Source organism: Desulfosporosinus sp. Sb-LF (assembly GCF_004766055.1).
GTDB lineage: Bacteria > Bacillota > Desulfitobacteriia > Desulfitobacteriales > Desulfitobacteriaceae > Desulfosporosinus.
Genome location: NZ_SPQR01000001.1, coordinates 18,824 through 44,511, shown reverse-complemented (window position 1 = coordinate 44,511; position 25,688 = coordinate 18,824). Strand labels below are relative to the sequence as shown.

The window sequence follows — 25,688 nt, the reverse complement described above, 5'->3', positions numbered from 1 at the left end:
TTTTAGCAGAATCATTCATACTTTCTGCCAATTGTTAATCAACTTGAATTAGCGGCGCCCTCGAGGATCCGAAATAATGATTCCCCCACCAACCACTAAGTTTCCCTGATAAAAAACAACGGCTTGTCCTGGGGTTACTGCACGCTGTGGTTCATCAAAACGAACCATTACTCCATAATCTGCCCCGATCTCACCAGGATAAACAGTTGCGGGCGCTCCTTGCGAGTTATACCGAATCTTCGCTTCCACTTTTAATGGCTGTTTCAAATCCGGAATAGCAATCCAGTTTAGATCAACTGCCCAAAGTGTATCCGTATACACATCTCGGTCTTCTCCCAAAACAACCTCATTGCGATCGGGATTAATACCTACGACAAACATCGGCTTTCCAAAAGTAACTCCAAGTCCCTTACGTTGTCCAACCGTAAAGTTAATAATCCCCTCATGCCTACCCAGACTATTTCCTGATAGATCAACAAAATTCCCGGGTTCTATCGGCACGGTTGATCGTTGCCGAACAAACGAAGCATAATCATCATCTGGTACAAAACAAATCTCCTGGCTTTCAGGTTTATTGGCTACCCCTAAACCTCGTGCTCTAGCCATTTCTCGTACATGCTCTTTTTGGTGATCTGCCAATGGAAAAAGAGTATGCGCAAGTTGCTCCTGAGTCAACATATAAAGCGCGTAGGTCTGATCTTTGCGACCATCTGCACTCTTACTCAAGAGAAATCGTTCACTGGCAGGATCCCGTACCACTTGTGCATAATGGCCCGTTGCTATGTACTCTGCTCCCAGTCCTCGTGCTTTACGCAACAGTTCTGAGAATTTGACATGCTTATTACAAGCCAAGCAAGGATTCGGAGTTTCCCCAGCTAAATAAGACTGCGTGAAATAATCCACCACAGTCTCCTCAAAATACGATCGGAAATTCATGACGTAATGGGGAATTCCCAACTGAAAGGCAACCCGCCTAGCATCATCGATGGCCGAGATGGAGCAGCAACCCCCTTCCACCTCTGGACCTGCGGAACTCCAAATCTGTAAGGTTATCCCAATAACATCATAACCTTCTTCTTTGAGCAAAGCGGCGGCCATGGAACTATCCACACCGCCGCTCATACCCACAACTACCTTAGTTTTCGTGGTTTGACCCATGCTTCATCTATTCCTTACTTTGCGGTTTTTCTTTGTAATTTTTAATCGCCGCATGAAGTGCATCCGCGGCCAAATTAGAACAATGCATTTTTGCCGGAGGAAGCCCTCCTAAGGCCTCCGCCACAGCCGCATTCGAGATCACCATAGCCTCATCAATCGTTTTCCCTTTGACCATTTCCGTGACCATGCTGCTAGTCGCGACTGCAGCGCCACAACCAAACGTTTTGAACTTCACATCTTTAATAATGTCTCCCTCAATATCTAAATAAATACGCATAATGTCTCCACATTTTGCATTTCCAACTTCACCAACACCAGCTGGGTTTTCAATTTCTCCAACATTACGCGGATTTGAAAAATGATCCATTACCTTTTCTGTATACATTTCTTAGTCCTCCTTATTGTGCCTGTTTACTACGAGTGACTTGATCATAAAGGGGAGACATCATACGTAAACGATCGACGATTTTTGGTAATTGTTCAAGGACATAATCGACCTCTTCTTCCGTGTTCTGGCGTCCCAAAGAGAAACGAAGAGAACCGTGAGCAATCTCATGAATAAGCCCCATTGCAAGCAACACGTGAGAAGGATCTAAAGAACCTGAGGTGCAAGCCGAACCACTTGATGCGGCAATTCCTAGCATATCTAGCGAGAGTAACAAAGCCTCTCCTTCGACGAACCTAATACTGACATTAACGTTATTCGGTAAACGTTTTTCTCCGATAGGCCCGTTAACTTTCACAAAGTCAATACGTTCCTGAATACCGTTCATGAGTTTATCACGTAAGTTTTTATGATGCTTTGCATCATCCGCCATCCGTTTCCCAGCAAGCTCACAAGCTTTACCAAATCCAATGATACCCGGTGTATTTTCTGTTCCCGAACGGCGCTTCTTTTCTTGACCTCCCCCGTGAACCAAAGGCACAACACGTACACCTTGACGAATATAGAGTGCTCCTACCCCTTTAGGACCGTATATTTTGTGACTAGATACCGTCAAAAGGTCTACATTCATGTCATTGACATTAACGGGAATCTTACCAAGAGATTGAACCGCATCGACATGGAACGTTATGCCATGTTCTTTCGCCAATGCACCAATTTCAGAAACTGGCTGAATCGCACCGACTTCGTTATTGGCATGCATCACGCTAATCAAAATCGTATCAGGCCGGATAGCCTTCTTCACGTCCTCGACAGAAAGGACTCCCTCTTCGTCCACAGGAATAACCGTTAAGTCAAATCCGTTCTTTTCTAAGTACTCACAGGTTTCTAGCACAGCGTGGTGTTCAATACAAGAGGTAATAATATGTTTACCTTTTTTGCGGAGTGCCTCTGCTGTACCTAGAATTGCTAGATTATCCGCTTCCGTTCCACCGCTGGTAAACGTCACTTCTTTAGGGTTAGCTCCAATCAACTCTGCTACTTGATTTCGGGCTTCCTCTAAAGCTTGTTTAGCCTCTCTACCAAAACTGTGAACACTTGACGGGTTACCATATTTCTCAGTGTAATACGTCATCATTAAGGCAGCCACTTCCGGATCAACCGGGGTCGTAGCACTATGGTCTAAATAAACTCGCCGCATGGGGGCTCCCTCCCTTATATAAGAATTTCTTTGAAGCGAAGTATTTGATTAAATATAATACATGTATAAACTTCGCTCTGATTCAAGTTTCTTAGCATCTTCTAGCATCGTTTCAAGCGTGATGGAATCGAGTACATCAGCAATGGAATCTCGCACTTTCTCCCAAATTGTCCGGGTAACGCAATATTCCGCCTTAGCGCAACATTCCGGATCCTCCTCGGAAACACAATCAGCAGGAGCAATTGGCCCTTCCAACACGCGAATGATATCCCCAATTTTTATTTTACCAGGTTCTCTTCCCAATAAATAACCACCCTGCGCCCCACGAACGCTCTTTACAAGTCCCGCTTTACGCAAACCCGAAACGAGTTGCTCCAAATAATGTTCGGAAATGCCCTGTCTCTCTGCGATGCTTTTCAAAGAAGTCGGGCCTTCACCCATATGTTGAGCTAAGTCAAACATGGCCTTTACACCATACCGACCTTTGGTCGAGAGTTTCAACACCCTCACCTCTTTTCCAAGAGTTAAATCCTTCTTGAACTCTATTTTATCTTTCGAACATATCTTATAAAAACACTCGGGATTTGTCAAGAGTATATCCAACTCATTTACTTCTCTTTTTTCTATACTAGTATTTTGTTTCTCTATGTCTAATTCTGCTGTCGAAGCTCGAAAGTACTCTTAATCGCACAGGCATATTCCCCTAACGTCCGTTCTTCGCAGTAGTGCTTTTTGCGGTAAGGTCATGTATTATTATCACTAACAGGATCAAGTTGTACGAGCAAAATTGTATGCAAGCTGGGGACCTTTTTCTCAGGCATAAGTGAAGGGGCCACGACCAACTTCACAAGGAGCGATTGCGAACGTGCTAAGACACTTCCTCTCCAGAAAGGAACATCAACATGGATCTTTTTTCCGCCTCATTTGATCAGCATCAGGTCGCGCCTCTTGCTGAACGTATGCGCCCTAGAACACTCGACGAATACATCGGCCAGAGTCATATACTTGGACCTGGAAAACTCCTGAGACGGGCTATTGACGCTGACCGTGTTTCTTCACTAATCCTCTATGGCCCACCTGGAACAGGCAAAACCTCTCTAGCACAGGTCATCGCGGCCAAGACAACGTCAAGTTTTATTCGCATCAATGCGGTCACCTCTGGTGTCAAAGACATCCGCGCAATCATCACACAAGCTACTGATGACCTACACCTTTACGGGAAACGCACCTTAGTTTTCTGTGATGAAGTTCACCGCTTTAATAAGGGGCAACAAGATGCCCTTCTTCCTGCCGTCGAAGACGGCACCATCACCTTCATCGGGGCCACGACAGAAAACCCCTTCTTTGAACTTAACTCCGCACTCCTTAGCCGATCCACGCTTTTCCGTTTAGAGCTTCTTAGCCCTCCAGAAATCCGTCTTGGACTTGAAAACGCTTTAACGGATACAGAACGAGGCCTAGGACAGTATAAGGTGGAAATCCTCCCTCCAGCCTGGGAACACTGGGTCAATTATGCCAACGGGGATTTACGAAGGGCTCTTAATGCCTTAGAATTGGCCGTTCTCACCACTCCACTTGAAAACGGGATTCGCCTTATCTCCCTCGCCATAGCAGAAGAATCGATACAGCAAAGAGCCATCCGTTTTGACAAAGCAGGAGACAATCATTATGACATCATTTCCGCATTTATCAAAAGTATGCGTGGCTCAGACCCGGATGCCGCGCTCTACTGGCTAGCCGTTTTACTAGAGGCTGGTGAGGACCCACGTTTCATCATGCGTCGTATAATAGTCCACGCGTCTGAGGACGTTGGGCTCGCAGATCCATTGGCCATGCTCCAGGCTCATGCAGCCGCCAATGCTCTCGAATGGCTTGGACTGCCTGAGGCACGGATCCCCATGGCTCAAGCTGTACTGGCTATCGCGACCGCTCCAAAAAGCAACAGCGCCGTCCAAAGCATGGACCTCGCCCTTTCTTATGTAAAAAACTACCCCACTGGGGAAGTGCCTGCCCATCTTAAATCCAGCCACTACCCTGATGCGACAAAATTGGGGAATGGTCAAGGATATCTTTACCCACATTCCTACCCCAATCACTGGGTCGACCAGACCTACCTCCCCCCCCATGTTCAAGGTCAAACTTTTTATAACCCCTCTGACATGGGAAAGGAGTCAGACCGATCCCTTAAAAAACCTAACAACACTAAAGAAACCGAAAAAACGTTTAAATTTCAGGTTAACCTTCCATAATCTGCTTAACTGTCTCAATCAACTTTGCAGCGTCATGTTCCCCAACATCCTTATGAGTTACAAATCGGACAGTCTGCGGTCCGAAATCCGCGGCTAAAATCTCTCCCGAGGCTTCTAAAGCCTGGACAAGTTCTTCAGCCGAACCCCAAGCCGGATCGATCTCGGCTAGTACAATGTTAGTCTTTAACCGTTCCAAATCAACACTTACATTCGGGATGTCAGAAAGTGCTTGTCCAATTTTCAAGGCCAACGAATGATCATCGCCTAATCTTTCAGTCATGCTTTCCAAAGCTACGATCCCAGCAGCAGCCAAAATCCCAGCTTGGCGCATCCCTCCGCCCAGCATTTTACGCATTTTCCTTGCACGATTAATAAACTCTGCACTTCCAGCAAGCATGGACCCCACCGGTGCCCCTAGTCCTTTGGAAAGGCAAAACATCACCGAATCAACTGGAGCCACCAGGTCTGAAGCCTCACAGTTCTGAGCGATAGCCGCATTAAACAAGCGAGCGCCATCTACGTGCACATGAAGCCCTCGTTCTTGGGCGACCTCAGCAACCGATTTTACTTGATTGGGGGTCCAAATCGCCCCTCCAGCTCGGTTATGAGAGTTTTCAAGGCAAAGCAACGAAGCGCTAGGAAAATGGATATTTTCTCCCCGCAACGCTTTTTTCAGAGCTTCTGGAGTGATTATCCCAGCTTCTCCCTCGATGAGACGAGGAATCACACCACCTAAAGCAGCCATCCCACCAACTTCATAATAATAAATATGAGCCTCTGATTCCAGAATTACTTCATCCCCGCGTTTAGTATGGGTTAGAACCGCGACAAGGTTCCCCTGCGTCCCACTCGTCACAAAAAGTGCAGCTTCTTTGCCCACTTTATCAGCCGCTAAGCGTTCCAATCGTTGAATGGTCGGATCCTCTCCTAAGACATCATCCCCCACTTCAGCCTTGTACATCGCTTCGCGCATCACCTGAGTCGGCACGGTCACCGTGTCACTACGAAAATCGAACCTTTTGTAGAAATGCTCCATTTGCCCTACTCCCCTTCTTATCAATCTTCTAAGTTAAATACTCCCAAAGGCAGGATACTTGTGAACTCCCAGGAAATTAAAACTAGTTAATTAAGAAAGCGATGCCCAGTTTAAGGGGCATCGCTTCTGTCTGTATTTATTAAGAGCTATACGAAAGAGCTAGATAAGCCCAGATAAAACTTAGATCTGTGCGTCAAGCATTTTGACAAGATCAGCTTTTCCACGGAAGCCAACGATTTTGTCAACCATCTTGCCCCCTTTGAAAATACCGAGTGTTGGAATACTCATGACCCCATATTGACCGGCAATTGGGCCATTCTCGTCTACATTGACTTTTCCAATAACAATTCTGCCAACATATTCATCCGCAAGTTCTTCTACAATCGGAGCAACCATGCGGCATGGACTACACCAAGGAGCCCAAAAATCCACCAAAACTGCTTTTTCAGACTTCAAAACATCTGACTCAAAGTTCTCAGTAGTAAAGGTTTTAACATTTGCACCTGCCATAACTATTCCTCCCTAACTAACTTATTTAATGAATTTAGTAAGCACTCCGATAAGTTCTTCAATCGCGGCTTCGTGATCCTTGCTTTCAACAGCGTTTCGCATACATCCACGTGAATGGTGTTCAAAGACAATGGTACCAACTCTGTTAATCGCGGCACGAACTGCGGCCACTTGAATTAACACGTCAACACAATACTTGTCATTTTCCACCATACGTTGAATCCCTTTGACTTGGCCTTCAATCTTTTTCAGCCTGCGAATGAGATCCTCTTTGGATTCCAAATATGGGGTCGAATTCATCATCTTATGCTTCCTCCGATACCCCGAGGGGGTAGATACAATGCTATTATAGCCAATACCCTCTCCTCTGTCAACTCCCCTTCGAGATGAACCAAAAATAATAATACCCAACTCACCAAGTAAGGACATATCAAAAATTCCATAGCCTGCTGCACTTAAACGAATGGCGAGGCAAGTCGGCTAAGACACCGACTCTCCTAAATCCGTCTTAATATGCAATTCCTTTAATTGTTTATCTGCTACTGTCGAAGGAGCCTGTGCCATTAAATCTGACGCGCTTTGTGTTTTTGGGAAGGCAATCACGTCTCGTATATTATCCTTTCCTGATAAAAGCATAATCATCCGGTCAAGCCCAAAAGCAACTCCACCATGAGGTGGTGTACCGTATTCAAAAGCTTCCAGGAGAAAACCGAACTTCGCTACCGCCTCTTCCTCAGTGAATCCCAGCAAGCTAAATAACCGTTCCTGAACTCCTCGTCGATGAATCCGTATACTTCCGCCTCCAAGTTCGGTTCCATTAAGTACCATGTCGTAAGCTTTGGCCCGAACTTTAAGCGGTTCGGTCTCCAAAAGTTGAAGATCTTCATCCATGGGTGCTGTGAATGGATGGTGTATAGCGATATGCCGTTGTTGTTCCTCATCATATTCTAAAAGTGGGAATTCCGTAACCCATAAGAAATTAAGTGCATCTTCCTGAATCAGTCCTAATCGTTTACCCAACTCCAAACGAAGATGTCCCAGTGCATCGCAGACAATGGGGTAGGTATCAGCGACGAAGAACAAAATATCTCCTGTCTCAGCAGCCATACGTTCAATTAAGGCCTTCATTTCCTCTTCTGTGAAGAATTTGGCAATAGGAGATTTTATCCCTTCCTCGGCCAAAACAATCCAAGCCAAGCCCTTCGCTCGATAAGTACTCACGAACTTGCCTAAGTCATCAATCTCGCGACGTGGTAACCCTGCGCATCCTTTGGCACAAATGCATTTCACACTCCCGCCGTTAGCCACTGCATTAGCAAACACCTTAAATCCAGCCTTGCCCACAAGGTCCCCCACATCGATGAGTTCCATTCCGAAGCGTGTATCCGGTTTATCGGACCCAAAACGTTCCATGGCTTCCTTATAGGTTAAACGAAGGAAAGGCGTCTTTATAGATTTTCCAATAGTATCGGAGAAAATCCGCACCATCAATTGTTCCATCATAGGAAGAATATCTTCCACCTCAACAAAGGACATCTCAACATCAAGCTGTGTGAACTCCGGCTGGCGATCCGCTCTTAGATCTTCGTCTCGGAAACAGCGAGCGATTTGGAAATACTTTTCCATACCTCCTACCATGAGGAGTTGCTTATATATTTGGGGTGATTGGGGTAATGCATAAAATTCCCCGGGGCGAACACGACTTGGAACAAGGTAGTCTCGAGCCCCTTCCGGGGTAGATTTAGTGAGCATCGGGGTTTCGATTTCATAAAAGCCCCGACTGTCAAAGTAATTCCGCATAATCTGCATGACTTGATGTCGGATTTTGAACACAGCCTGCATCTCTGGGCGACGCAAATCCAGATAGCGGTATTTTAATCGCACTGTTTCATCCACATCGACATTATCGACAAGATAGTAAGGAGGAGTTTTAGCTCCGTTTAATATCTCCAAGGACCTTGCCACGATCTCGATTTCTCCCGTCGCTAAGTTCGGATTGATCATCCCCTCTGGTCGGGCGATCACGAGGCCTTGGATAGAGACTACAAACTCAGAACGAAGGCTTTCCGCAAGAACAAAACCATCGCCCATCTTCTCTGGGTCAAAGACAACTTGAACAATACCCGAACGATCCCGCAGATCGACAAAAATCAGTCCTCCATGGTCACGACGGCGCTGAACCCATCCCAGCAAACGAACGACTTCTCCTACTTTTCCTAACCCTAATTCTTCATTTTCAACACGCTCTGAAAACATCGTCATGCTAAACACCTCTCTGATAATTCTTGTTTATTTCCTCGACCGCGTCCACCAGTGGAATCTCACTTTGTTCCCCTAACGTTAGATCTCGAATAAGGATCACGTTTTTCTCCAGCTCTTCTTCCCCAAGAATGAGGGCATAGTGAGCTCCTTGGCGATTAGCGGCTTTAAGTTGAGCTTTTAAATTACGCCCCTGCAGATCCATACTCACAGAGATACCCTGAGTTCTTAAGGCACTTAGTAACGCAAAACCCTCGTTCTGTGCCTTCTCGCCTAGGGCAATCAGCATAGCGAACAACCTGGGTTTTTCTTCAGGAAGTTTGTTTTGAACTTGAAGTGCTGTTAAGACGCGCTCGATTCCCATGGCAAATCCGATACCTGGGGTTGGTGATCCACCGATTTCTTCGACCAGCTTGTCATACCGACCCCCTCCACAAATGGCACTTTGAGCTCCGATTTCTTCCACCATAACTTCAAAAGCAGTTTTTGTGTAATAATCAAGTCCTCGAACCAAGCGCGGATTAACTCGATAGGCCACTCCTGCTACACCTAATAAAGCAAGAACTCTCTCAAAGTGGGTACTACACTCCTCACAAAGAGTATCCTTTGTTGTCGGAGCTCCTGCAGTAAGTGTTTGACAGGACGGATTCTTGCAATCGAGAATACGTAAGGGATTGCGTTCATAACGATCTTGACAATCCTTACAAAGTTCATTACGCCGCGTGGCCAGAAATTCCTGGAGTTGTTCACGATGTTTCGCTCGACAAATCGGACAGCCGACCGAGTTAACATGGACTTCAAGTCCACTCAGTCCGAGACGTTGGAATAAATTCCAGACTAAGCTGATCACCTCTGCATCAACAAGCGGTTGTTCAGCACCTAACACTTCAACTCCGAATTGATGAAACTGACGAAAACGTCCACTTTGTGGTCGTTCATAGCGAAACATAGGGCCCATATAGTAGAGCTTAACTGGTTGGGGTTGTCCAAAAAGCTTGTCCTCAACATAAGCACGGCAAACGGAAGCCGTCATTTCCGGACGCAAAGTCATCGAACGATCCCCTTTGTCCAAGAAGGTATACATTTCCTTCTGGACAATATCAGTCGTTTGTCCAACCCCCCGCTGAAAAAGTTCGGTCGCTTCGAACATCGGTGTCCGAATTTCATCATACCCAAATTCGCGGCAAACTGAGCGAATTGTTTCTTCGAGATATTGCCATTGTTCCACCGTACCCGGCAAAAGATCCTGAGTCCCTTTTGGCCGCTGAATTCCCATAGTAAATTCCTCCTTGATCCATTAATGTTACTCCAAGCAAGCTTGACCAGCTTCCTTATGTCTCCAGAAGTGTTTTTTCACTTCGTTAAAAAAAGTTCTCGTTCCTTGCTTTGCGCAAGGGACGAGAACTTCTCGTGGTGCCACCCTAATTGACGGAATTATTTCCGCCCACTTTCCAGTCGTTAACGAGACCATCCGTAACAAAATACCCCTTTTAGAGTGTCCAACCGAGAGTCTCACAGGCTAGTTCCAGTCTTGCTAGCCCTCCCTGAAGAAAGAGTAACGCGGAATTTTTCCAAAAGATGTTGTGGGTATTTAGATATCTTTTTATGTTTAGCTACTATTCTATCAAAGTTAATCATCATTTGTCAACTGTTCTGAGGTCTTGAAGACGAGTGTCATAATATAGGGTTTTAGCTTACTCATATATCTTTATACCAAGAAAGGATTATCTCGCTTCTCTTCTCCAATGCTAGTCTCTTCTCCATGCCCAGGGAAAACCCGGGTATCCTCAGGAAGGATTAGAAGCTTTTTCTTGACTCCCTCAAGAAGTTGTTCCATAGATCCTCCTGGAAAATCGGTGCGGCCAATCGACCCGGCAAAAAGCGTATCCCCGCTAAACAACCCTTCAGAACTCAAAAAACACACGCCTCCTGGAGAGTGTCCAGGCGTAGAAATTACTTTCATAACTTCTTTTCCGACGGTTAGTTCTTGCCCATCTTGTAGTAGAAAGTCTGCTTTTTCAAGGGCGAGACCTGGACCAAAATAACTTGAAAGGTTCTTCTTGCCATCTGTAAGCATCCCCGCATCACCCGCATGAATCCCTACTGTAACATTCTCTATGAGGCCTCTGAGTTCATCCACCGCACCGATATGATCCACATGTCCATGGGTCAACAGAATGTAATCTACTTTGAGACCCTTCTCCAAAATCCAGCGATAAATCCTTTTCCCGTCAGCTCCAGGATCGATAACTACTGCCTTTTTAGTCTCCATACAGGCGTACAAGTAACAATTTGCCGCCATTGCGCCCATAGCTCGCCCCTCAATCACGAACAATACCCCCCCTTAGAATTTTTTCTCACTGTCCAAGAGTAACGTGACAGGCCCATCGTTAATCAACTCAACGTCCATCTCCGCTTGAAAGACCCCAGTTTCCACCCTCAGGCCACGGCTACGAATCGTTTCCACACAACGATCAAACATGCCCTTAGCCAGTTCAGGAGATGCGGCGGTCGAAAAGCTAGGTCGTTTTCCCTTTCGGCAATCACCATAGAGGGTAAACTGAGAAACCAAGAGGATTTCTCCGCCTACATCTAAGACAGAACAGTTCATTTTTCCCCCTTCATCTTCAAAGACACGCAAACCTACGAGTTTATCAACCATCCAGGTTATATCGTCAACTTCATCCTTCTGCCCAACAGCCAACAGGACCAAGAGTCCGGCGGATATGTTCCCCACAGTTTCTCCATTAACAGTCACCGATGCGCGTTTAACGCGCTGGACAACACTGCGCATATCAACTTCCTCCTGAGTGAATCCGCTTGACCTCTGTTATATCCTTGACCTTACGAATTTTATTCATCACCATTTTGAGTTGTTCCAGGTTTCGTATCTCGATACGCAATTGTATATGTGCAATACTATCTTTTCCCACCCGAGCATTAATACCTAAAATATGTGTACGTGTATCCAAAACCGTATTCATGACCTCGGTAACCAAACGCGGCTTGTCCACTCCGTAAATTTGAATATCCACATGATAAGTGGAATCCATCTGTTCTGCCCACTTGACCTCCACGACCCGCTCACGTTCTTCTTGAGAGTGACTGATGAGATTGACACAATCCCCGCGATGAATGGAAACTCCACGGCCACGGGTAATATAGCCAATAATCGCATCTCCCGGAAGTGGATTACAGCACTGTGCAAAACGGATCAATACATTATCAACGCCTTTAACCTGTACCCCGTGGGAGGCTTTGCCATATGCGCTCGATGTTGGTGTTTTCCCTTCCGTTTGTTGCAGTGCGGCAAGTTGCAGCTTTTCACGTTCATCTTTCGATAAATCCTCACGTAAGCGCATGAGGACTTTATTGGCAGTCAGTACACCATCCCCTATGGCGGCATACAAATCATCAAGCCCTACGAAGTTGTGACTCTTGCCGATCGCAAAGAGACTTTCCGGTTTGAGGACGCTGGCAGGGTCAAGACCAAGTTTACGAACCTCGCGTTCCAAACTTTCACGTCCACGGACGATGTTATCCTCTCGTTGCTCCTTCTTGAACCATTGGCGAATCCTACTCTTAGCTTGCGAAGTTTTAACAAAAGCTAACCAATCCCGGCTAGGTGCGCCACCTTGCTTGGACGTCAAAATTTCGATAATATCCCCATTAACTAGTTTTGTCTCAAGCGGAACGATCCGTCCATTAATCTTTGCGCCGATACAGCGGTGTCCTACATCGGTATGAACCCGGTAGGCAAAATCAATCGGACATGAATCTGCCGGTAATTCTACGACATCCCCTTTGGGGGTAAATACAAAAACTGTATCCGCAAATAAGTCGATCTTTAAAGATTCCATAAACTCTCCGGCATCCCGGGAATCATGTTGCCATTCCAACAATTGACGCAACCAAGAAAGCTTTTGCTCAAAGTTTACGCTCTCTACCTTGTTACCGTTTTCTTTGTTGGTGCTTTCTTTATGACCGCCTTCTTTGTACTTCCAATGTGCCGCAATACCATATTCTGATGTACGATGCATTTCGCAAGTCCGAATCTGTATCTCAAAGGGTTCTCCGTGAGCTCCGATCAAAGTAGTATGTAGAGATTGATACATATTGGGCTTAGGCATGGCGATATAATCTTTAAAACGCCCCGGTATCGGCTTCCATAAAGTGTGGATAATTCCCAGTGCCCCATAACAATCATTCACAGATTCGACAACCACTCGAATCGCAATCAGATCATAAATTTCACTCAGTTCTTTGTGCTGAGTGATCATTTTACGATAAATACTGTAAAAATGTTTAGGACGGCCCGCAATATCCGCATAGATTTCTACTTCATCCAATCGTTCGCGCATTTGCACGATGACTTCTTTGATATAGGCTTCTCGTTCCCGACGTTTCAGAGCAATTCTTTCCACTAAATCATAGTATTCCTGAGGCTTAAGATACCGAAACGAAAGATCTTCCAACTCCCATTTGATCCGAAAAATCCCAAGACGGTTCGCTAGAGGTGCAAAGATCTCAAGGGTTTCCTTGGCAATTTCTTTTTGTTTTTCGACTGAATGATATTTCAAAGTTCGCATATTATGGAGGCGATCAGCAAGTTTAATAAGAATTACACGGATGTCCTTAGCCATAGCCAAGAACATCTTGCGCAAATTCTCCACTTGCTGCTCCATCTTACTCTTGTACTCGATCCGTCCGAGCTTGGTCACCCCATCGACCAGCAAAGCCACTTCTGGCCCAAATTCCTTCTCAATAACCGCAATGGTAAACGCCGTATCTTCCACAACATCGTGGAGCAGAGCGGCCGCAATGGTTGCTTCATCCATTTCCAGTTCAACCAAAATCTGCGCAACTTCTAGAGGATGAAGAATATAGTCCTCCCCGGAGTTGCGAAGTTGGTTACGATGGGCAACTTCAGCGAATTGATAGGCCTTGTCCACAATGGCTAGCCGTGACGGTGTAGATGTCTTTTGCAGTTTTATCCTTAATTCCGCGAAGGACATTGGCGAACTCCTCTCATCAGCGATATAACGCTCTATCGATCATTTGCCCGAACAAGCTTGCAGCATTCTAATACTCGGCCAAGGAAAAAACGGGATAATTGGCTAATTTTTCTCTTCCGTTCAAGAATGACAACTCGATCAAAAAACCCATTCCGATCACGTCTGCCCCAACTTTTTTCATGAGATTTGCAGTTGCGAGCATAGTTCCACCCGTTGCCAAAAGATCATCAACGACAACGACTCTTTGACCGGGTGCAATAGCGTCTGCATGGACTTCTAACGTATCAAACCCATACTCTAAAGCGTATGTTTCATTAATAGTTTTTGAAGGCAACTTGCCAGGCTTTCGCACGGGAACAAAACCAATTCCTAAGGCGTAGGCAACGGGGGCACCGAATAAAAAACCACGGGCTTCTGGACCGACGATCACGTCGGGCTTCCACGGTTTAATCTTTTCGACAAGCGCATCAATAGCAGCCCTATACATTTCGCCGTTTTTGAGCAAAGTCGTTATGTCCTTATACGAAATTCCCTCTTTGGGAAAGTCAGAAATAACGCGAATATGATCCCTAAAATCCATGATCTTATCCCCACTTCCTATAAACTATTCCAATTAGTACTAGTTTTATCCAACTTAGCTTTCAATAGTCCATACTGAAATTTCTTAGCCCTATTGAACCAATCGTTCGCGAACCGATAGCGTAAAGAAGAATCGAGATCTAACTTGCTCTGGGCTGGAACCCACTCTAACGAGATCTCTTCAGTTCCCCCCTGACAACGGATGAGCCCTAATTCTTCGAAAATCTTAAAGGCCACTCGAACATTACTCGAGATTTCCGGGTTAAACCGATAGTGAAAAGGATTGCCTTCTTTTGCCTTGGCTAACAAATCCCGATAGATTCTAATGAGTTCTTCGCGTGTCAAAGATCCACACCGCAGTCGAATCCTTTCCTCATTAACGCTTTGAAATCCTGCAAGGGCTATGCGATTGATACCTAATCGTCGTAGTTTTTCTACCCCTTCGCTAAAATCTTCTTCCGTAAGCGGGAGGCCATGAATCAAACCAAGATCCCCATCCTCACCCTGTTTCAGATTCGAAGGCTTACCTAGAGGGTCTTCTTGAGTATGGCTGTCATCACTAAAATCGTTACATTGCCGAAGCGTCGGCTCGCTCCCAGTCGTGTCCCAAACCCATAGTCGTTCTTTAGCTCTGGGTAAAGGCCACTCGTCTCGAGTTAAGTTCCGCCAGTCCAGCCACTCGACTTCTGCGTCATCTTGTGCAATCGCAACCTCACGATATGCATTTAAACAATCCCCTATTAGAGACGATTGCTCGCGCCAATCTGCTTCCGCTCGAATATCTTTGATCATTAATTGAACATCCTCTCGCCCTCGAAAGGTATTCCAATCTAAACTGAACGCAACATCTAATCTTTTTTCTCGATTCAGTTCATTCAAATGTTCTCCTAGTCGAAAAGCGATTCCTTCTTTTTCCCCCTGAGAACCAAACCGAAATTTAAGATGACTTCGTTCTTTGCCGACCGCACTAACTGAATGCACTGGAATCTCTCGGCAGGCAAGGATCGGCCCGGGGTTTCCGAAGCCAAACGGAGCCATTTTTTCGAGGTCGCGGAGCAAATCTCCCGTGATCGTATCCAAGGAAACTTGACGATCAATTCTTAAGACTTCTTGATAAAGGCTTTCCTCAAAAACCAACGCTTCCTCATTCAGACCTGCTCTCAATCGTTCGATATCTTCTGTCAGGAGCGAGAATCCCGCAGCCTGGCTATGCCCCCCAAACTTTGTTAAAAGATGAGCTTGAGTGGTCAACTGCTCTAACACAGGGTAACCAGAAATTCCACGTGCCGAGCCCTTGGCCTCTTCCCCATCCTCGGCAATCATAAATACTGGACGATAATAACGTTCTACTAAACGAGAAGCCACAATCCCAATAACCCCGTGGTGCCAGTGATTTGAGGAAAGCACAAGCACCCTCGGTAGGGGTCCCCGCTCCACTAAAGCAATTGCTTCCTCGAGAATTTCTTTCTCAGTTTCTTGGCGCGACAGATTTTCCTCAGTCAAGAGGCGAGCAAGCTCACTCGCTCGTGCAGGATCCTCCGTTAAAAGAAGTTCTAAGCCAGCTTTAGCACTGTCCATTCGTCCCGCAGCGTTAATGCGTGGCGCAACCATAAAACCAATTTGACCGGCTTTAAGAGTTTTTTGCCTTAACCCGCACTCCTCGAGTAAAGCTTCTAATCCAGTATGACGAGTTTTTTCCATTTGCAAAAGTCCATAATGGACAAAAATTCGGTTTTCTCCTGTTAAAGGGACTAGATCCGCAATTGTCCCTAAAGCAACTAAATCTAACATTTCTATTTCCGAGTGTATACCCATTTCACGAGTTCCCAGAGATTGCAATAAGGCCTGGGCCAATTTAAACGCTACGCCAACTCCAGCCAAATCACGAAAGGGATAGCCTGAATCCTCCATTTTGGGATTTACGATAGCGAAAGCCTTCGGTAAAATCTCGGGTGGTTCATGGTGATCTGTGATAATGACATCGATCCCTAGCGTTCGGGCAAGATCCACTTCGGAAACCGCAGTGATCCCACAGTCAACCGTAATAAGAACACTCACACCCGATTTAGCGGCACGTTCAATCGATTCAGAATGTAAACCATACCCCTCATCTTGGCGATGTGGAATATAGGCCACAGCCTTAAAGCCCAGATCAGTCAGGATTTTATATAGCAAAGTAGTACTAGTCACACCATCCACATCATAATCACCATAGACAAGCACCTTTTCTTTTTGCTCTAAGGCCAGGGACAATCGATCAACGGCACTTAACATATCTCGAAAACAAAAGGGCGAGAACAGATTCAAGAGTGTTGGGCGCAAAAATTCAATAGCCTCTTCAGGTCGGCGAAAACCCCTTTGAGCTAAAATATCCGCTACGACCGGAGAAATTCCCAGGGAGTCGCAAAGTGTTGCTGACGTACGTTCAAAAGGCTGCTGAATTGACCATGTTTTTTTCATGTTTATACTCCTCCCAGACCTTCATTATAAAACAGAGCGAAAACAGCAGCAACGTTTATTATTTGGAATTCGAAAATCTTACGGTTCTTGTTTTGGATTCCTTATCTCACAACCCTGACACGAGGAAGCTAGGCCTTCCTCAGCTGGACATGCCGTATCCCTACTACTACATGGTTCGGCGTGAATTAGAATATGGGTTCCATGCAATTTCTCATTAATCTCCTGCTCAATCATGTCGCACAGTTCATGAACGTCAACAACTGAAGTGTACTTGGCAACGACGAGATGTAAATCAACATGCCTTTCCGCTCCAGCCTTACGAGTCCGAAGTTTGTGGAATTCGACAAATTCATCCGCATGGACTAGAAGGACTTCGGCAATAATTTCACGCTCCTCATCAGGTAAGCTAACATCAACGAGTGGCGAGAAAGCTTCCTTTGTCAAGTCAAAAGAGGCCTTGAGGATCATTAAGGCTACACCAAGCGCGATAATCGGATCTAAGATAGCCCAACCCGTCAGCTTAATCAAGAGAAGGCCGCTAAAAACACCCAATGAGGTATATACGTCTGTCCTTAAATGTAACGCATCGGCTTCGAGTGCTACAGAATCGGTAAGTTTCGCGACCTTCATAAGTCGTGTCGAAACAATCAAGTTCATGATTGCAGATACTCCCATGATGACCATGCCTAATCCTAGGTCTCCGACATGGCCTCCCTCTCCCTCAATAATATTATAAACCTTCTGAATTGCTTCAAAGATAATCATAATAGCGGCGACAAATATCAAAACAGCCTCAATTGTGCCTGAAACATTTTCTATTTTTCCATGTCCGTAAGCATGGCGCGTATCTGCTGGTTTTCCTGACTCTCTCACCGCAAAAAGTGCAATAAAGGATGCCACCAAGTCAATACCGGAATGGATTCCCTCGGACAGTATACTCACCGAACCATTGGCTAACCCGATTACGACTTTCGCTAAGGTCAAAAACGTATTTGAAATGACGGATAATGAGGCCACCTGCGTCTTCTCATCCACGATTCAACTCTCCTCACCTTCCATAAAACTAGTTGCTAAAGTACACAAAAATAGGACTCCTCTAATAAAAGGAAGTCCCGCGGATTCCTCCGCTGCCCCATGTTCTGAAGCCCAGCCATACTGCCTGACAATGATAGTTTATGTATAAGATACCAAATACTGCACCTGAAAGCAAGATTTATTTTGCTTTGGCTATAAAGTTAAGAAATTTCCGTAAATAATCCATCCAAGGCCCAAGATCAACCGTGAAATTGTCGGGGCAAAGCTCCACAAAACCTCACTTCGTTTGTATCTAGGGATAATACCTGTTCCGAATACCAAACCCCATAAGATAATGGCTATGATGGGTGTGAAAAAGGCACCAAAAAGAACTAAACTGATCACCCCTCCGACCAAACCACTCACCACTTTACCCCTATTGGCAATTCTACCGACTATAAGTAATAGTGACATTCCTACCACGCCTCCAAGCAGAAGGGGGATTTCCCAGCGCCAAAACTGAACCGGATCATGAACTAATAAGTTAATTCCGCTCAAAGCAACAGTTGCTGCAACTGTTCCCCGAATCCCGCCGAAGAAAATCATGCCTGCTGAAAGAAGGAGCAGTCCCTCCAGTAATACTAATTGAATGAATCCCAAGCAACCTCTCTCCCCTACCCATACTTTTCTGCTATTATAGCCCAATAATCTATAATCTAACCTTTTTGAAGATTGCTTTCTTCGCGCATAAATAAAAAACCCATTATTTTCTAATTATAGAACATCTATCCTTTAGCGTTCATATTCTATATTAGGTAGCAGAAATCACACAGCTACAGACCTATGTGTTAGCAAAGATGATAATTTAAGGAGGTTTTGTCTATGTGGTGGGGTCGTTTTGGTTGGGGTCTTCCTTGGTGGGGGGGCTTCGGCGGTTTTGGATTTGGCCCATGGTGGGGCTTTCGTCGCTGGTGGTGGTAGGCCTTTACGGCTTTAAATCTGATCCTCAATAAACGTGATTTTTCTTATGATCACCATTCTAAGATATTGGCTTTTATTTCAATAGCACTGCCAAAAAGGGGCGCTGGATTCATAATGCCAGCACCCTTTTTCGTTTAAGCGCACGGCCTTAAATCTTTTACTTGGTAATCGATACCACACAAATGAAATCGGATATTTTTAAGCAACTACATCACACTGTATCCTGCAAAGCAAAATGACACTAATAAACTCAAAACGTTAAAAGGATCCCTAATTTAGGGATCCTCAACAAGATGAATTTTGGTTTTCTTTTAGAAGATTACCCCTAAGGCAATCAGAATCAATACTGCAATAGCAATAATCCCTACACCTGCACATCCACCAACGCCCATGCCTACACCATAACCGTACATAAAATCACCCCCGTAATTCCATAATCATGGTTTCAAGTTAGAATACGATTCCCATTGCGATAAGCAAAAGAATAATCACAACAACCACTGCGATACCTGCACCAACACCAGTTCTACATGCTCCAAACATTATTTTGACCCCCTTTAATCTTTTAGTCTATTTTCTGACTTATTTTGTTTAGAAGATAACTCCAAGAGCAATTAAAATCAGAATTGCGATGGCAATGATGCCAACTCCTACGCCACGGCCTATACCTACTGGTGCACCACAACCTACTCCATAACCGTACATGGTATACCCTCCTTATTTCTCAAATATAAGAATCGTAAATGTTTAGAATACTATTCCCATTGCGATTAACAGAAGAATTATTACAACTACGACTGCAATTCCTGGTAAGAAATTTTGCTTGCATCCGCATCCAACGCCTTCGACACCGTCCACACCTACGCCATATGCCATATCAAACAACCTCCTGTTTCCATGTTCTGTATTTCTTTGGGCTTACTTTAAGATATTCAGGAGATTTATATATGTTAATATTTTCCATTATATTTTCGAGCTAATCTGAGTTCTTTTTTGCAATAGTACTGTTTGTCTATTTAGCACCAAGTACGTAAAGAGGATCCCATTACATGGGATCCTCAGAAGTTACTTTGCCAACTATTTTAGAATATTACTCCCAAGGCGATTAGAATCAAAACTGCAACAGCAATAATTCCGATTCCTGCACATCCACCGACACCCATGCCTGCACCGTACCCGTACATAAGATCACCTCCAATTACTGTATAACCTGTTTCCAAGTTAGAATACGATTCCCATTGCGATGAGCAAAAGAATAATCACGACAACCACAGCAATCCCTGCACCAACTCCGGTTCCGCCTGCTCCAAACATTGTTTTAACCCCCTTTAATCTTTTTAGTTTTTCGCTGTTTCGAGGTTAAAATATAACTCCCAAGGCAATTAAGATTAAAATTGCGATAACAATAATGCCAACTCCCACGCCACGACCTACACCTACTGGCATACCACACCCTGCTCCGTATCCGTACATGAAATGCCCTCCCTTCATAAACCTTTAGTTTATCAAAATTGTTACTCTTATTTGGTTTAGAACACTATTCCCATTGCGATTAACAGTAGGATAATCACAACCACAACTGCAATTCCAGGTAAAAAGTTTTTACATCCAACGCCTTCAACACCGTCCACACCTACGCCATATGCCATATCAAACAACCTCCTATTTATCAAAACTCTGTATTTTTCTGGGCTCACTTTAAGATATGTTAAATCTCTATAAATGTTAAATTTTACCATAAACTATTTTCCGCTAGAAATAGCACTTTTCCTGAACTAGATCTCCTCGCTATAACTAGCGGAGGATTAAAATGAGTGAACCATATTGGACAATAGAAAACTCTCCGAATTAATTCAGAGAGCAATCAGGTGAATTCTAGTAGTTTGAGTTCTGAATGCGTCGTGAAAATTCATTCAGACCCATAGAGGCAAAGCAATATACACGTTGTAGATGCCATGCATTTGCTCTTGGATCGGCCCATCCTCTTTCTGTGGTAAAAGCCATCACATACCCTGAGTTTTTAACCGCCAGGGCAACACGATCATTGACGTCTCCGTAGGGGTAGGCGAAAAAATTAACCGTATGACCTAGACCCTTTTCTAAGAAATCCTTAGAACTTTTAAGTTCGTTTAACATTGTAACGGCGTCCAGTTTTGACAAATATGGATGATTAACTGTATGGCCTTCAATTTTCCATCCATTGGAATCTAGTTCTCTGAGTTGAGACCAGGACATAAATCCCTCTCCATTTATATAACTCGAAACCATAAAAATTGTTGCAGTAAACCCGTATTTTTTCAAGATAGGATAAGCAATCGTATAATTATCTAAGTAACCGTCATCAAAGGTGATTACAAAAGGTTTTGCTGGAAGAATATCTTCCTGAGCAGAGGTCTGGTATAACTGATCTAAGGTAATACATTGATACCCCTGTGCCAGCAGGTAAGCCATCTGAGCATCGAACTGGTCCGGAGGCATTCTTACTTCGTTTCCAGTTTCTTGCATGACCGAATGATAATACAAAACGGGAACCGCTTGGGCTCTTGACACGTTTGAAGTTCCGGGCGTGTTGTTCGCCGAAACACGATTTGTCTCATCTGCAGAATTCGTTGCAGCAAATTGATTTTCAGATATAAGGTGTGATGACATTGATGGTAAAGAATCCTCTGGGACTTTTTCTGGAGATTTTGTCCCAGTACAACCGCTGGCTCCCATGATAAGCAAGCAGATAATAAGAAGAGAAACTATTTTCTTCAGCATCGTAAACTCCTTCACGCTTGAAAGTCTGTCAATTTATGGTAATTGTTCATGCTCTATTACCTTATTTTTAGCCCTATCTTACCATATAATTCATTCCTTTCAATAATTAAGTGAGCCAAAGCCATTTATACGATTCTGAAAACGCCAAAAGAGACCTCAAGAATAATTCTCGAGATCTCTTTAAGTTAATGAGGTCTATTTAAAAATTAAGTGCGAACAACCTTGCCGCCTTTACGGTGCTTCGGCTTCAGATGAGTCTTGATTTCCACAAGGATTTGGCTGGCATTAAAAATTGAAGAATAGGCTCCACTGAATACTCCTATCAACATGGCCAACGAAAATACCTTAGTTGATTCCCCACCTAAGATATACACCGAAAATAGGGCGATTAGTACCGTAACGACGGTATTGATCGAGCGACGCATGGTTTGCCAAACGGATTTATCCACCATGTCTTCAAAGCTATCTCCACGCTTCATCTTGGCTTCATTTTCTCGAATCCGGTCAAATATCACGACGGTATCATTAATGGAGTAGCCGAAGATGGTCAAGACTGCTGCCACAAACGTCGAATCAATTTCCCATCTAAACAGCGAGAAAAGACCTACGACCACTAAAACATCGTGCAATAGGGCGATAATCCCGGAGATTGCAAAGACAAACTGGAAACGAATCGTGATATAGGCAATCATCAAACCCATGGCAATGATTAATGCATAAAATGCATTTCGGGTTAGCTCTTGCCCCATCGCTGGACCTACTTTATCCTCTTTAAGAGTCGTTTTATCATACTCTCCGACCTTGGTTTGCAAGGCTGTCAGTAATTCATTTCGTTTTGTTTCTTCAAGTGCCGCAGTTCGAATCAACGCGGTTGTGTTTCCATTAGACAATTGCACAGGTCCTTCAAGCCCCACTGATTTCATCGTATCCGTGATAGCAGTTTGCGTCACTGCCTTCTTGAAGGTCATGTCAAGCATTGTTCCACCTTTGAAATCAATCCCTAAATTCAGGCCCTGCATGAAGAGGGAGATGATTCCCGGAATAATAATCAGTAACGAAATAGCAAACCACCAATACCGTTTCTTCACAATATTAAAATAAAGTGGGTGTAATTTTTGCACTTCAACGTAAGTCGCTGGATGCCCGGTTTTTTCCATTATACATCCCTCCTAACGCCAAACCATGTTGTCTTCATTTTTGGGTTAATTCCCACAGTCAATCGTAACACGAGCCGAGTAAACGTAATCGCGGTGAACAAGCTAGCAACAATCCCCACACCTAACGTCAGCGCAAATCCTCTAATGGAACCAGTTCCAAAGAAGTAAAGAGTCATCGCAGCAATGAACGTCGTCACGTGGGCATCGATAACTGTAATAAAGGCTCGGCTAAACCCAGATTCTACCCCAGCCCGCAACGATTTTCCAGCACGAATTTCCTCTTTAACCCGTTCATAAATAATAATATTAAAGTCCACGGCCATCCCAATGGAAAGAATAAAACCAGCGATGCCCGGAAGTGTGAGTACGACTCGGAACATCCAGAAAACCCAAAGCACAACAAGGGAGTATACGACCAATGAGAAATCAGCCACAACCCCAGGTAAATGGTAAAAAACAAGCATAAAGAGAAATATAAAGATGAGACCGTAAATTCCGGCCTGAATGCTTTTGTGTAAAGAGTCAATCCCCAACGATGCACCCACCTGACGTTTCTCAGAGATGCTCATGCTCACGGGTAACGATCCCGAACGCATGAGAACGGCATTACTTGCTGCTTCCTCTAGAGTCGCGTATCCGGTGATCTCCGCTTGTCCGTTGAGAATCGGGGTATTAACCGTTGGATTTGTCAAGAGTTTGTCATCGAGATAAACTCCAATTCTTTGACCAATAAATTTGGTCGTTAAATCACCGAATTTTTTGGCGCCGTCAGCCGAAAATGTTAAGTTAACGACAAATCCTTGATTTTGGCCTTGCCCTCCCTTGGCATCCTTCAATTCATCTCCCTGGAGCACAACATTACCTTGCGGATCCCTGAACGTTAACTTGGCAGTTGTCTTTAGAATATCCACTGCTTTATCAGGGTCGGTGACACCCGCTAAATCAATGACCATCCGTTTCTTATCATAATCTGCTTGCACTATGGGTTCAGACACTCCCAGATCATTAACCCGCTTAGAAATAATCGCTTTAGCTTTGTCCATATCATCTCTTGTAATTGGAGTGCCATTCTTATCAGGCTCGGCCTGTAGCACCAAATGCACTCCACCGCGTAGGTCAAGCCCCAACGGGATGCCCTTCGCGGGATCCACGAGGGGTTTAATCGATAACGCTACAGCTACAGCTACAAGTATCACAAGCGTTACCAGTTTGATGATGTTTCCCCGTCTCATCTGCTTTCCTCCCTTTCAATATGCTGGGACTTGCCCATGCCAACAATCATTATAAAACTTTAAGGATTGCAATGTCAATCCGAGGGAAAACAATGGAATTAGAGCAGCTTGACCTCATTGATCTTCAATTCAAATTTAGTAAGCAGAAATTGGGCTGCCTTGCGGCATAAAAGCATCCGCGCCAGAAATATCTCAAAGTACTCCATTACAGGGCAAATTTCGGTATCAATTGTGAGTTCCAAAGCAATGCGTTCCTTCGGATAAACACGCAGAAAGGAACGTTTAACGGCATAGTTAACCCGGTCATGTATGTCGAACGTCGCAAGGTCGGAATTTCGGACACGAGAACGATGCACATCCGATTTATCTGCAAGGATCAAGGCGGCAGATATGTTATTGACCGGGTTCCCATCCATCTCATCATGGTTTCCAATCGCACCAATGATGCTTGCAATTTCTTCTGGTATCATAGCATGCCGTTCCAAAATTCCAGCAGCGAGAATCGCTCCTGTCTGAGCATGAGAAACGCGGTTAACAGCGTTCCCTATGTCATGTAAGTAACCTGCAATAGCTGCTAGTTCGCACTCCCTTTCAGGATGTTCCATCTTCTCCAGAATATTCGAGGCAATATGGGAAACCAGACCCACATGCCTGAGCCCATGTTCTGTATACCCAATTGCTGCCAGATGTCGGTTTCCGGCATCAATTAGCCCTTGAACATAAGTATCTGCTTTAATATCTTGCAGAGTGACCTTTGTCAAAACAATCCCCTCCTGCAATTCGTAATCGATAGCAATTCATTCCGACTGTCCCTAAATCATCCACAAGTCCGTAATTTGCCCATGCACCCACAACCGTACCCAAACCCGGTATTAGCTAAAGTGTCTTTCGAAAATCAATAGCATCCCGATATTCACGTTGAAACTGATCCCAATCAACTTGCTGTAAATACCCTTCCTCTGTTGGCCAATTCTCTCTGTTTCTCTCCCATTCTATAATGATCTTATATAAATCCGGACGTTTCTCTTGACTGGAAAAGGCCAATTGGAAAACATACAGCAAAAACAGTCGCTCCCGATAATTACTGGTGGAAAACCCATAAAGATGTGCTAGCTCAAAGATGAGGAACAGTTGTTCACCCCCAGTGTTTCTTTCGTCTCACATTAAGCTTAAAAGCAAGTGGATTACCACTTGCTTTTAAGAATGCCCTTACATATCCGTTATGTATCCGCTTGATCCACTAAGAGCCTAGATTAAAACTTAATCTATCACATAGCCCCTAGTTTAAGACTCCGATTTAACGTCAGTTTCTTCTTTAGCAAGCTTTATTCCTTTATCATTCTTGTCGTTCTTTTTGTCCTTTTCGGCATTGATATCGCGATTTTCCACGCTTGTAATTCCGGATTTGGCGACTTCAATCTCTACTTTATCTGCAATTTGCAGAATAACGGAATTGTCCTTCACTTTCATGATTTTACCATAAATTCCTCCGGCAGTAATTACCCGATCCTTGACATGGAGACTACTGAGCAACGTCTGACGTTGTTTGGCCTGTTTTTGTTGAGGACGAATCATGAGAAAATACATAATACCAAAAAAGACCACAAAGTACAGGACTAAAGACATTGTCGATTGAGTCATATTAAGATCCTCCTTTATTTCATCTCTAAACTATTCCCCATATCATGGCAA

Annotated in this window: 23 protein-coding genes and 1 pseudogene; 1 reads left to right on the top strand and 23 read right to left on the bottom strand. The window is 44.5% G+C overall.

The window, feature by feature from the left end; translation table 11 throughout:
* Positions 1-48: 48 nt before the first annotated feature.
* Genes mnmA through E4K68_RS00215 form a run of 4 tightly spaced genes read right to left on the bottom strand, consistent with a single transcriptional unit; the run spans position 49 to position 3,245 of the window.
* Positions 49-1,158 carry a tRNA 2-thiouridine(34) synthase MnmA gene (gene mnmA, locus E4K68_RS00230; RefSeq protein WP_135376755.1) on the bottom strand — a complete coding sequence of 370 codons (1,110 nt, stop codon included), beginning with the start codon at positions 1,156-1,158 and terminating at the stop codon, positions 49-51.
* Between the two features lie 7 nt (positions 1,159-1,165).
* Positions 1,166-1,543 (bottom strand): Fe-S cluster assembly scaffold protein NifU, encoded by a 378-nt coding sequence (gene nifU / locus E4K68_RS00225; RefSeq protein WP_135376754.1) that lies wholly within the window; start codon positions 1,541-1,543, stop codon positions 1,166-1,168.
* Positions 1,544-1,556: 13 nt separating this feature from the next.
* Entirely contained in the window at positions 1,557-2,744 is a 1,188-nt protein-coding gene (gene nifS / locus E4K68_RS00220) for a cysteine desulfurase NifS (protein WP_135376753.1), read from the bottom strand.
* Positions 2,745-2,792: 48 nt separating this feature from the next.
* On the bottom strand, positions 2,793-3,245 hold the full coding sequence (locus E4K68_RS00215; RefSeq protein WP_135377210.1) for an Rrf2 family transcriptional regulator: 453 nt from the start codon (positions 3,243-3,245) through the stop codon (positions 2,793-2,795).
* A gap of 401 nt (positions 3,246-3,646) precedes the next feature.
* Between E4K68_RS00215 and E4K68_RS00210 the strand changes: the two genes are divergently transcribed.
* Entirely contained in the window at positions 3,647-4,993 is a 1,347-nt protein-coding gene (locus tag E4K68_RS00210; protein WP_135376752.1) for a replication-associated recombination protein A, read from the top strand.
* Here E4K68_RS00210 and ltaE read toward each other — a convergent pair.
* The 19 genes and pseudogenes from ltaE to yajC all read right to left on the bottom strand — a co-directional run bounded on the left by ltaE (position 4,980) and on the right by yajC (position 25,637).
* Complete coding sequence (gene ltaE / locus E4K68_RS00205) at positions 4,980-6,029, bottom strand: low-specificity L-threonine aldolase (RefSeq protein ID WP_135376751.1); 1,050 nt, start codon at positions 6,027-6,029, stop codon at positions 4,980-4,982. The genes E4K68_RS00210 and ltaE overlap by 14 nt on opposite strands.
* A 180-nt stretch (positions 6,030-6,209) precedes the next feature.
* The gene (gene trxA, locus E4K68_RS00200; protein ID WP_135376750.1) at positions 6,210-6,539 is read right to left on the bottom strand and encodes a thioredoxin; all 330 of its coding nucleotides are present in this window, start codon (positions 6,537-6,539) and stop codon (positions 6,210-6,212) included.
* Positions 6,540-6,560: 21 nt separating this feature from the next.
* Positions 6,561-6,842, bottom strand: coding sequence for a metal-sensitive transcriptional regulator (locus E4K68_RS00195; protein WP_135377209.1), 282 nt, complete (start codon positions 6,840-6,842; stop codon positions 6,561-6,563).
* 177 nt (positions 6,843-7,019) lie between these two features.
* Positions 7,020-8,801, bottom strand: coding sequence for an aspartate--tRNA ligase (gene aspS, locus E4K68_RS00190; RefSeq protein WP_135376749.1), 1,782 nt, complete (start codon positions 8,799-8,801; stop codon positions 7,020-7,022).
* A 1-nt stretch (position 8,802) separates the two neighbouring features.
* Positions 8,803-10,074, bottom strand: a complete 1,272-nt coding sequence (gene hisS, locus E4K68_RS00185) for a histidine--tRNA ligase (protein WP_135376748.1) — start codon at positions 10,072-10,074, stop codon at positions 8,803-8,805.
* Between the two features lie 432 nt (positions 10,075-10,506).
* Entirely contained in the window at positions 10,507-11,127 is a 621-nt protein-coding gene (locus E4K68_RS00180; protein ID WP_135376747.1) for an MBL fold metallo-hydrolase, read from the bottom strand.
* A gap of 15 nt (positions 11,128-11,142) precedes the next feature.
* Complete coding sequence (dtd, locus tag E4K68_RS00175) at positions 11,143-11,592, bottom strand: D-aminoacyl-tRNA deacylase (protein WP_135376746.1); 450 nt, start codon at positions 11,590-11,592, stop codon at positions 11,143-11,145.
* A gap of 1 nt (position 11,593) precedes the next feature.
* Positions 11,594-13,813 carry a bifunctional (p)ppGpp synthetase/guanosine-3',5'-bis(diphosphate) 3'-pyrophosphohydrolase gene (locus E4K68_RS00170; protein ID WP_135376745.1) on the bottom strand — a complete coding sequence of 740 codons (2,220 nt, stop codon included), beginning with the start codon at positions 13,811-13,813 and terminating at the stop codon, positions 11,594-11,596.
* A 67-nt stretch (positions 13,814-13,880) separates the two neighbouring features.
* Positions 13,881-14,393, bottom strand: a complete 513-nt coding sequence (locus tag E4K68_RS00165) for an adenine phosphoribosyltransferase (RefSeq protein WP_135376744.1) — start codon at positions 14,391-14,393, stop codon at positions 13,881-13,883.
* A gap of 17 nt (positions 14,394-14,410) precedes the next feature.
* Positions 14,411-16,852 (bottom strand): single-stranded-DNA-specific exonuclease RecJ, encoded by a 2,442-nt coding sequence (recJ, locus tag E4K68_RS00160; RefSeq protein WP_135376743.1) that lies wholly within the window; start codon positions 16,850-16,852, stop codon positions 14,411-14,413.
* Between the two features lie 78 nt (positions 16,853-16,930).
* On the bottom strand, positions 16,931-17,887 hold the full coding sequence (locus E4K68_RS00155; protein ID WP_135376742.1) for a cation diffusion facilitator family transporter: 957 nt from the start codon (positions 17,885-17,887) through the stop codon (positions 16,931-16,933).
* A 192-nt stretch (positions 17,888-18,079) separates the two neighbouring features.
* The gene (locus E4K68_RS00150) at positions 18,080-18,526 is read right to left on the bottom strand and encodes a hypothetical protein (RefSeq protein WP_135376741.1); all 447 of its coding nucleotides are present in this window, start codon (positions 18,524-18,526) and stop codon (positions 18,080-18,082) included.
* 1,068 nt (positions 18,527-19,594) lie between these two features.
* Positions 19,595-19,723: a hypothetical protein gene (locus E4K68_RS21295; protein ID WP_282432945.1), complete on the bottom strand. Its 129-nt coding sequence runs from the start codon at positions 19,721-19,723 to the stop codon at positions 19,595-19,597.
* 999 nt (positions 19,724-20,722) lie between these two features.
* On the bottom strand, positions 20,723-21,607 hold the full coding sequence (locus E4K68_RS00145) for a polysaccharide deacetylase family protein (protein WP_135376740.1): 885 nt from the start codon (positions 21,605-21,607) through the stop codon (positions 20,723-20,725).
* 206 nt (positions 21,608-21,813) lie between these two features.
* A complete protein-coding gene (gene secF / locus E4K68_RS00140) occupies positions 21,814-22,764 on the bottom strand; it encodes a protein translocase subunit SecF (RefSeq protein ID WP_135376739.1) in 951 nt (316 codons plus the stop codon).
* Positions 22,764-23,996: a protein translocase subunit SecD gene (gene secD / locus E4K68_RS00135; protein ID WP_135376738.1), complete on the bottom strand. Its 1,233-nt coding sequence runs from the start codon at positions 23,994-23,996 to the stop codon at positions 22,764-22,766. The genes secF and secD overlap by 1 nt, the downstream gene beginning before the upstream one ends.
* Positions 23,997-24,094: 98 nt before the next feature.
* Positions 24,095-24,757, bottom strand: coding sequence for an HD domain-containing protein (locus E4K68_RS00130; RefSeq protein ID WP_135376737.1), 663 nt, complete (start codon positions 24,755-24,757; stop codon positions 24,095-24,097).
* Positions 24,729-25,130, bottom strand: a pseudogene (locus tag E4K68_RS00125) (EcsC family protein); the annotation flags it as partial. The pseudogene E4K68_RS00125 and the gene E4K68_RS00130, both read right to left, overlap by 29 nt.
* A 150-nt stretch (positions 25,131-25,280) precedes the next feature.
* Positions 25,281-25,637 carry a preprotein translocase subunit YajC gene (yajC, locus tag E4K68_RS00120; RefSeq protein WP_135376736.1) on the bottom strand — a complete coding sequence of 119 codons (357 nt, stop codon included), beginning with the start codon at positions 25,635-25,637 and terminating at the stop codon, positions 25,281-25,283.
* Positions 25,638-25,688 lie beyond the last annotated feature (51 nt).

Coding starts and splice junctions, on each gene's coding strand:
- mnmA (WP_135376755.1), bottom strand. CDS start 1,158: ATGGGTCAAACCACGAAAACTAAGGTAGTTGTGGGTATGAGCGGCGGT.
- nifU (WP_135376754.1), bottom strand. CDS start 1,543: ATGTATACAGAAAAGGTAATGGATCATTTTTCAAATCCGCGTAATGTT.
- nifS (WP_135376753.1), bottom strand. CDS start 2,744: ATGCGGCGAGTTTATTTAGACCATAGTGCTACGACCCCGGTTGATCCG.
- E4K68_RS00210 (WP_135376752.1), top strand. CDS start 3,647: ATGGATCTTTTTTCCGCCTCATTTGATCAGCATCAGGTCGCGCCTCTT.
- ltaE (WP_135376751.1), bottom strand. CDS start 6,029: ATGGAGCATTTCTACAAAAGGTTCGATTTTCGTAGTGACACGGTGACC.
- trxA (WP_135376750.1), bottom strand. CDS start 6,539: ATGGCAGGTGCAAATGTTAAAACCTTTACTACTGAGAACTTTGAGTCA.
- E4K68_RS00195 (WP_135377209.1), bottom strand. CDS start 6,842: ATGATGAATTCGACCCCATATTTGGAATCCAAAGAGGATCTCATTCGC.
- aspS (WP_135376749.1), bottom strand. CDS start 8,801: ATGACGATGTTTTCAGAGCGTGTTGAAAATGAAGAATTAGGGTTAGGA.
- hisS (WP_135376748.1), bottom strand. CDS start 10,074: ATGGGAATTCAGCGGCCAAAAGGGACTCAGGATCTTTTGCCGGGTACG.
- dtd (WP_135376746.1), bottom strand. CDS start 11,592: ATGCGCAGTGTTGTCCAGCGCGTTAAACGCGCATCGGTGACTGTTAAT.
- E4K68_RS00170 (WP_135376745.1), bottom strand. CDS start 13,813: ATGTCCTTCGCGGAATTAAGGATAAAACTGCAAAAGACATCTACACCG.
- E4K68_RS00165 (WP_135376744.1), bottom strand. CDS start 14,393: ATGGATTTTAGGGATCATATTCGCGTTATTTCTGACTTTCCCAAAGAG.
- recJ (WP_135376743.1), bottom strand. CDS start 16,852: ATGAAAAAAACATGGTCAATTCAGCAGCCTTTTGAACGTACGTCAGCA.
- E4K68_RS21295 (WP_282432945.1), bottom strand. CDS start 19,723: ATGGCATATGGCGTAGGTGTGGACGGTGTCGAAGGCGTTGGATGCGGA.
- E4K68_RS00145 (WP_135376740.1), bottom strand. CDS start 21,607: ATGCTGAAGAAAATAGTTTCTCTTCTTATTATCTGCTTGCTTATCATG.
- secF (WP_135376739.1), bottom strand. CDS start 22,764: ATGGAAAAAACCGGGCATCCAGCGACTTACGTTGAAGTGCAAAAATTA.
- secD (WP_135376738.1), bottom strand. CDS start 23,996: ATGAGACGGGGAAACATCATCAAACTGGTAACGCTTGTGATACTTGTA.
- yajC (WP_135376736.1), bottom strand. CDS start 25,637: ATGACTCAATCGACAATGTCTTTAGTCCTGTACTTTGTGGTCTTTTTT.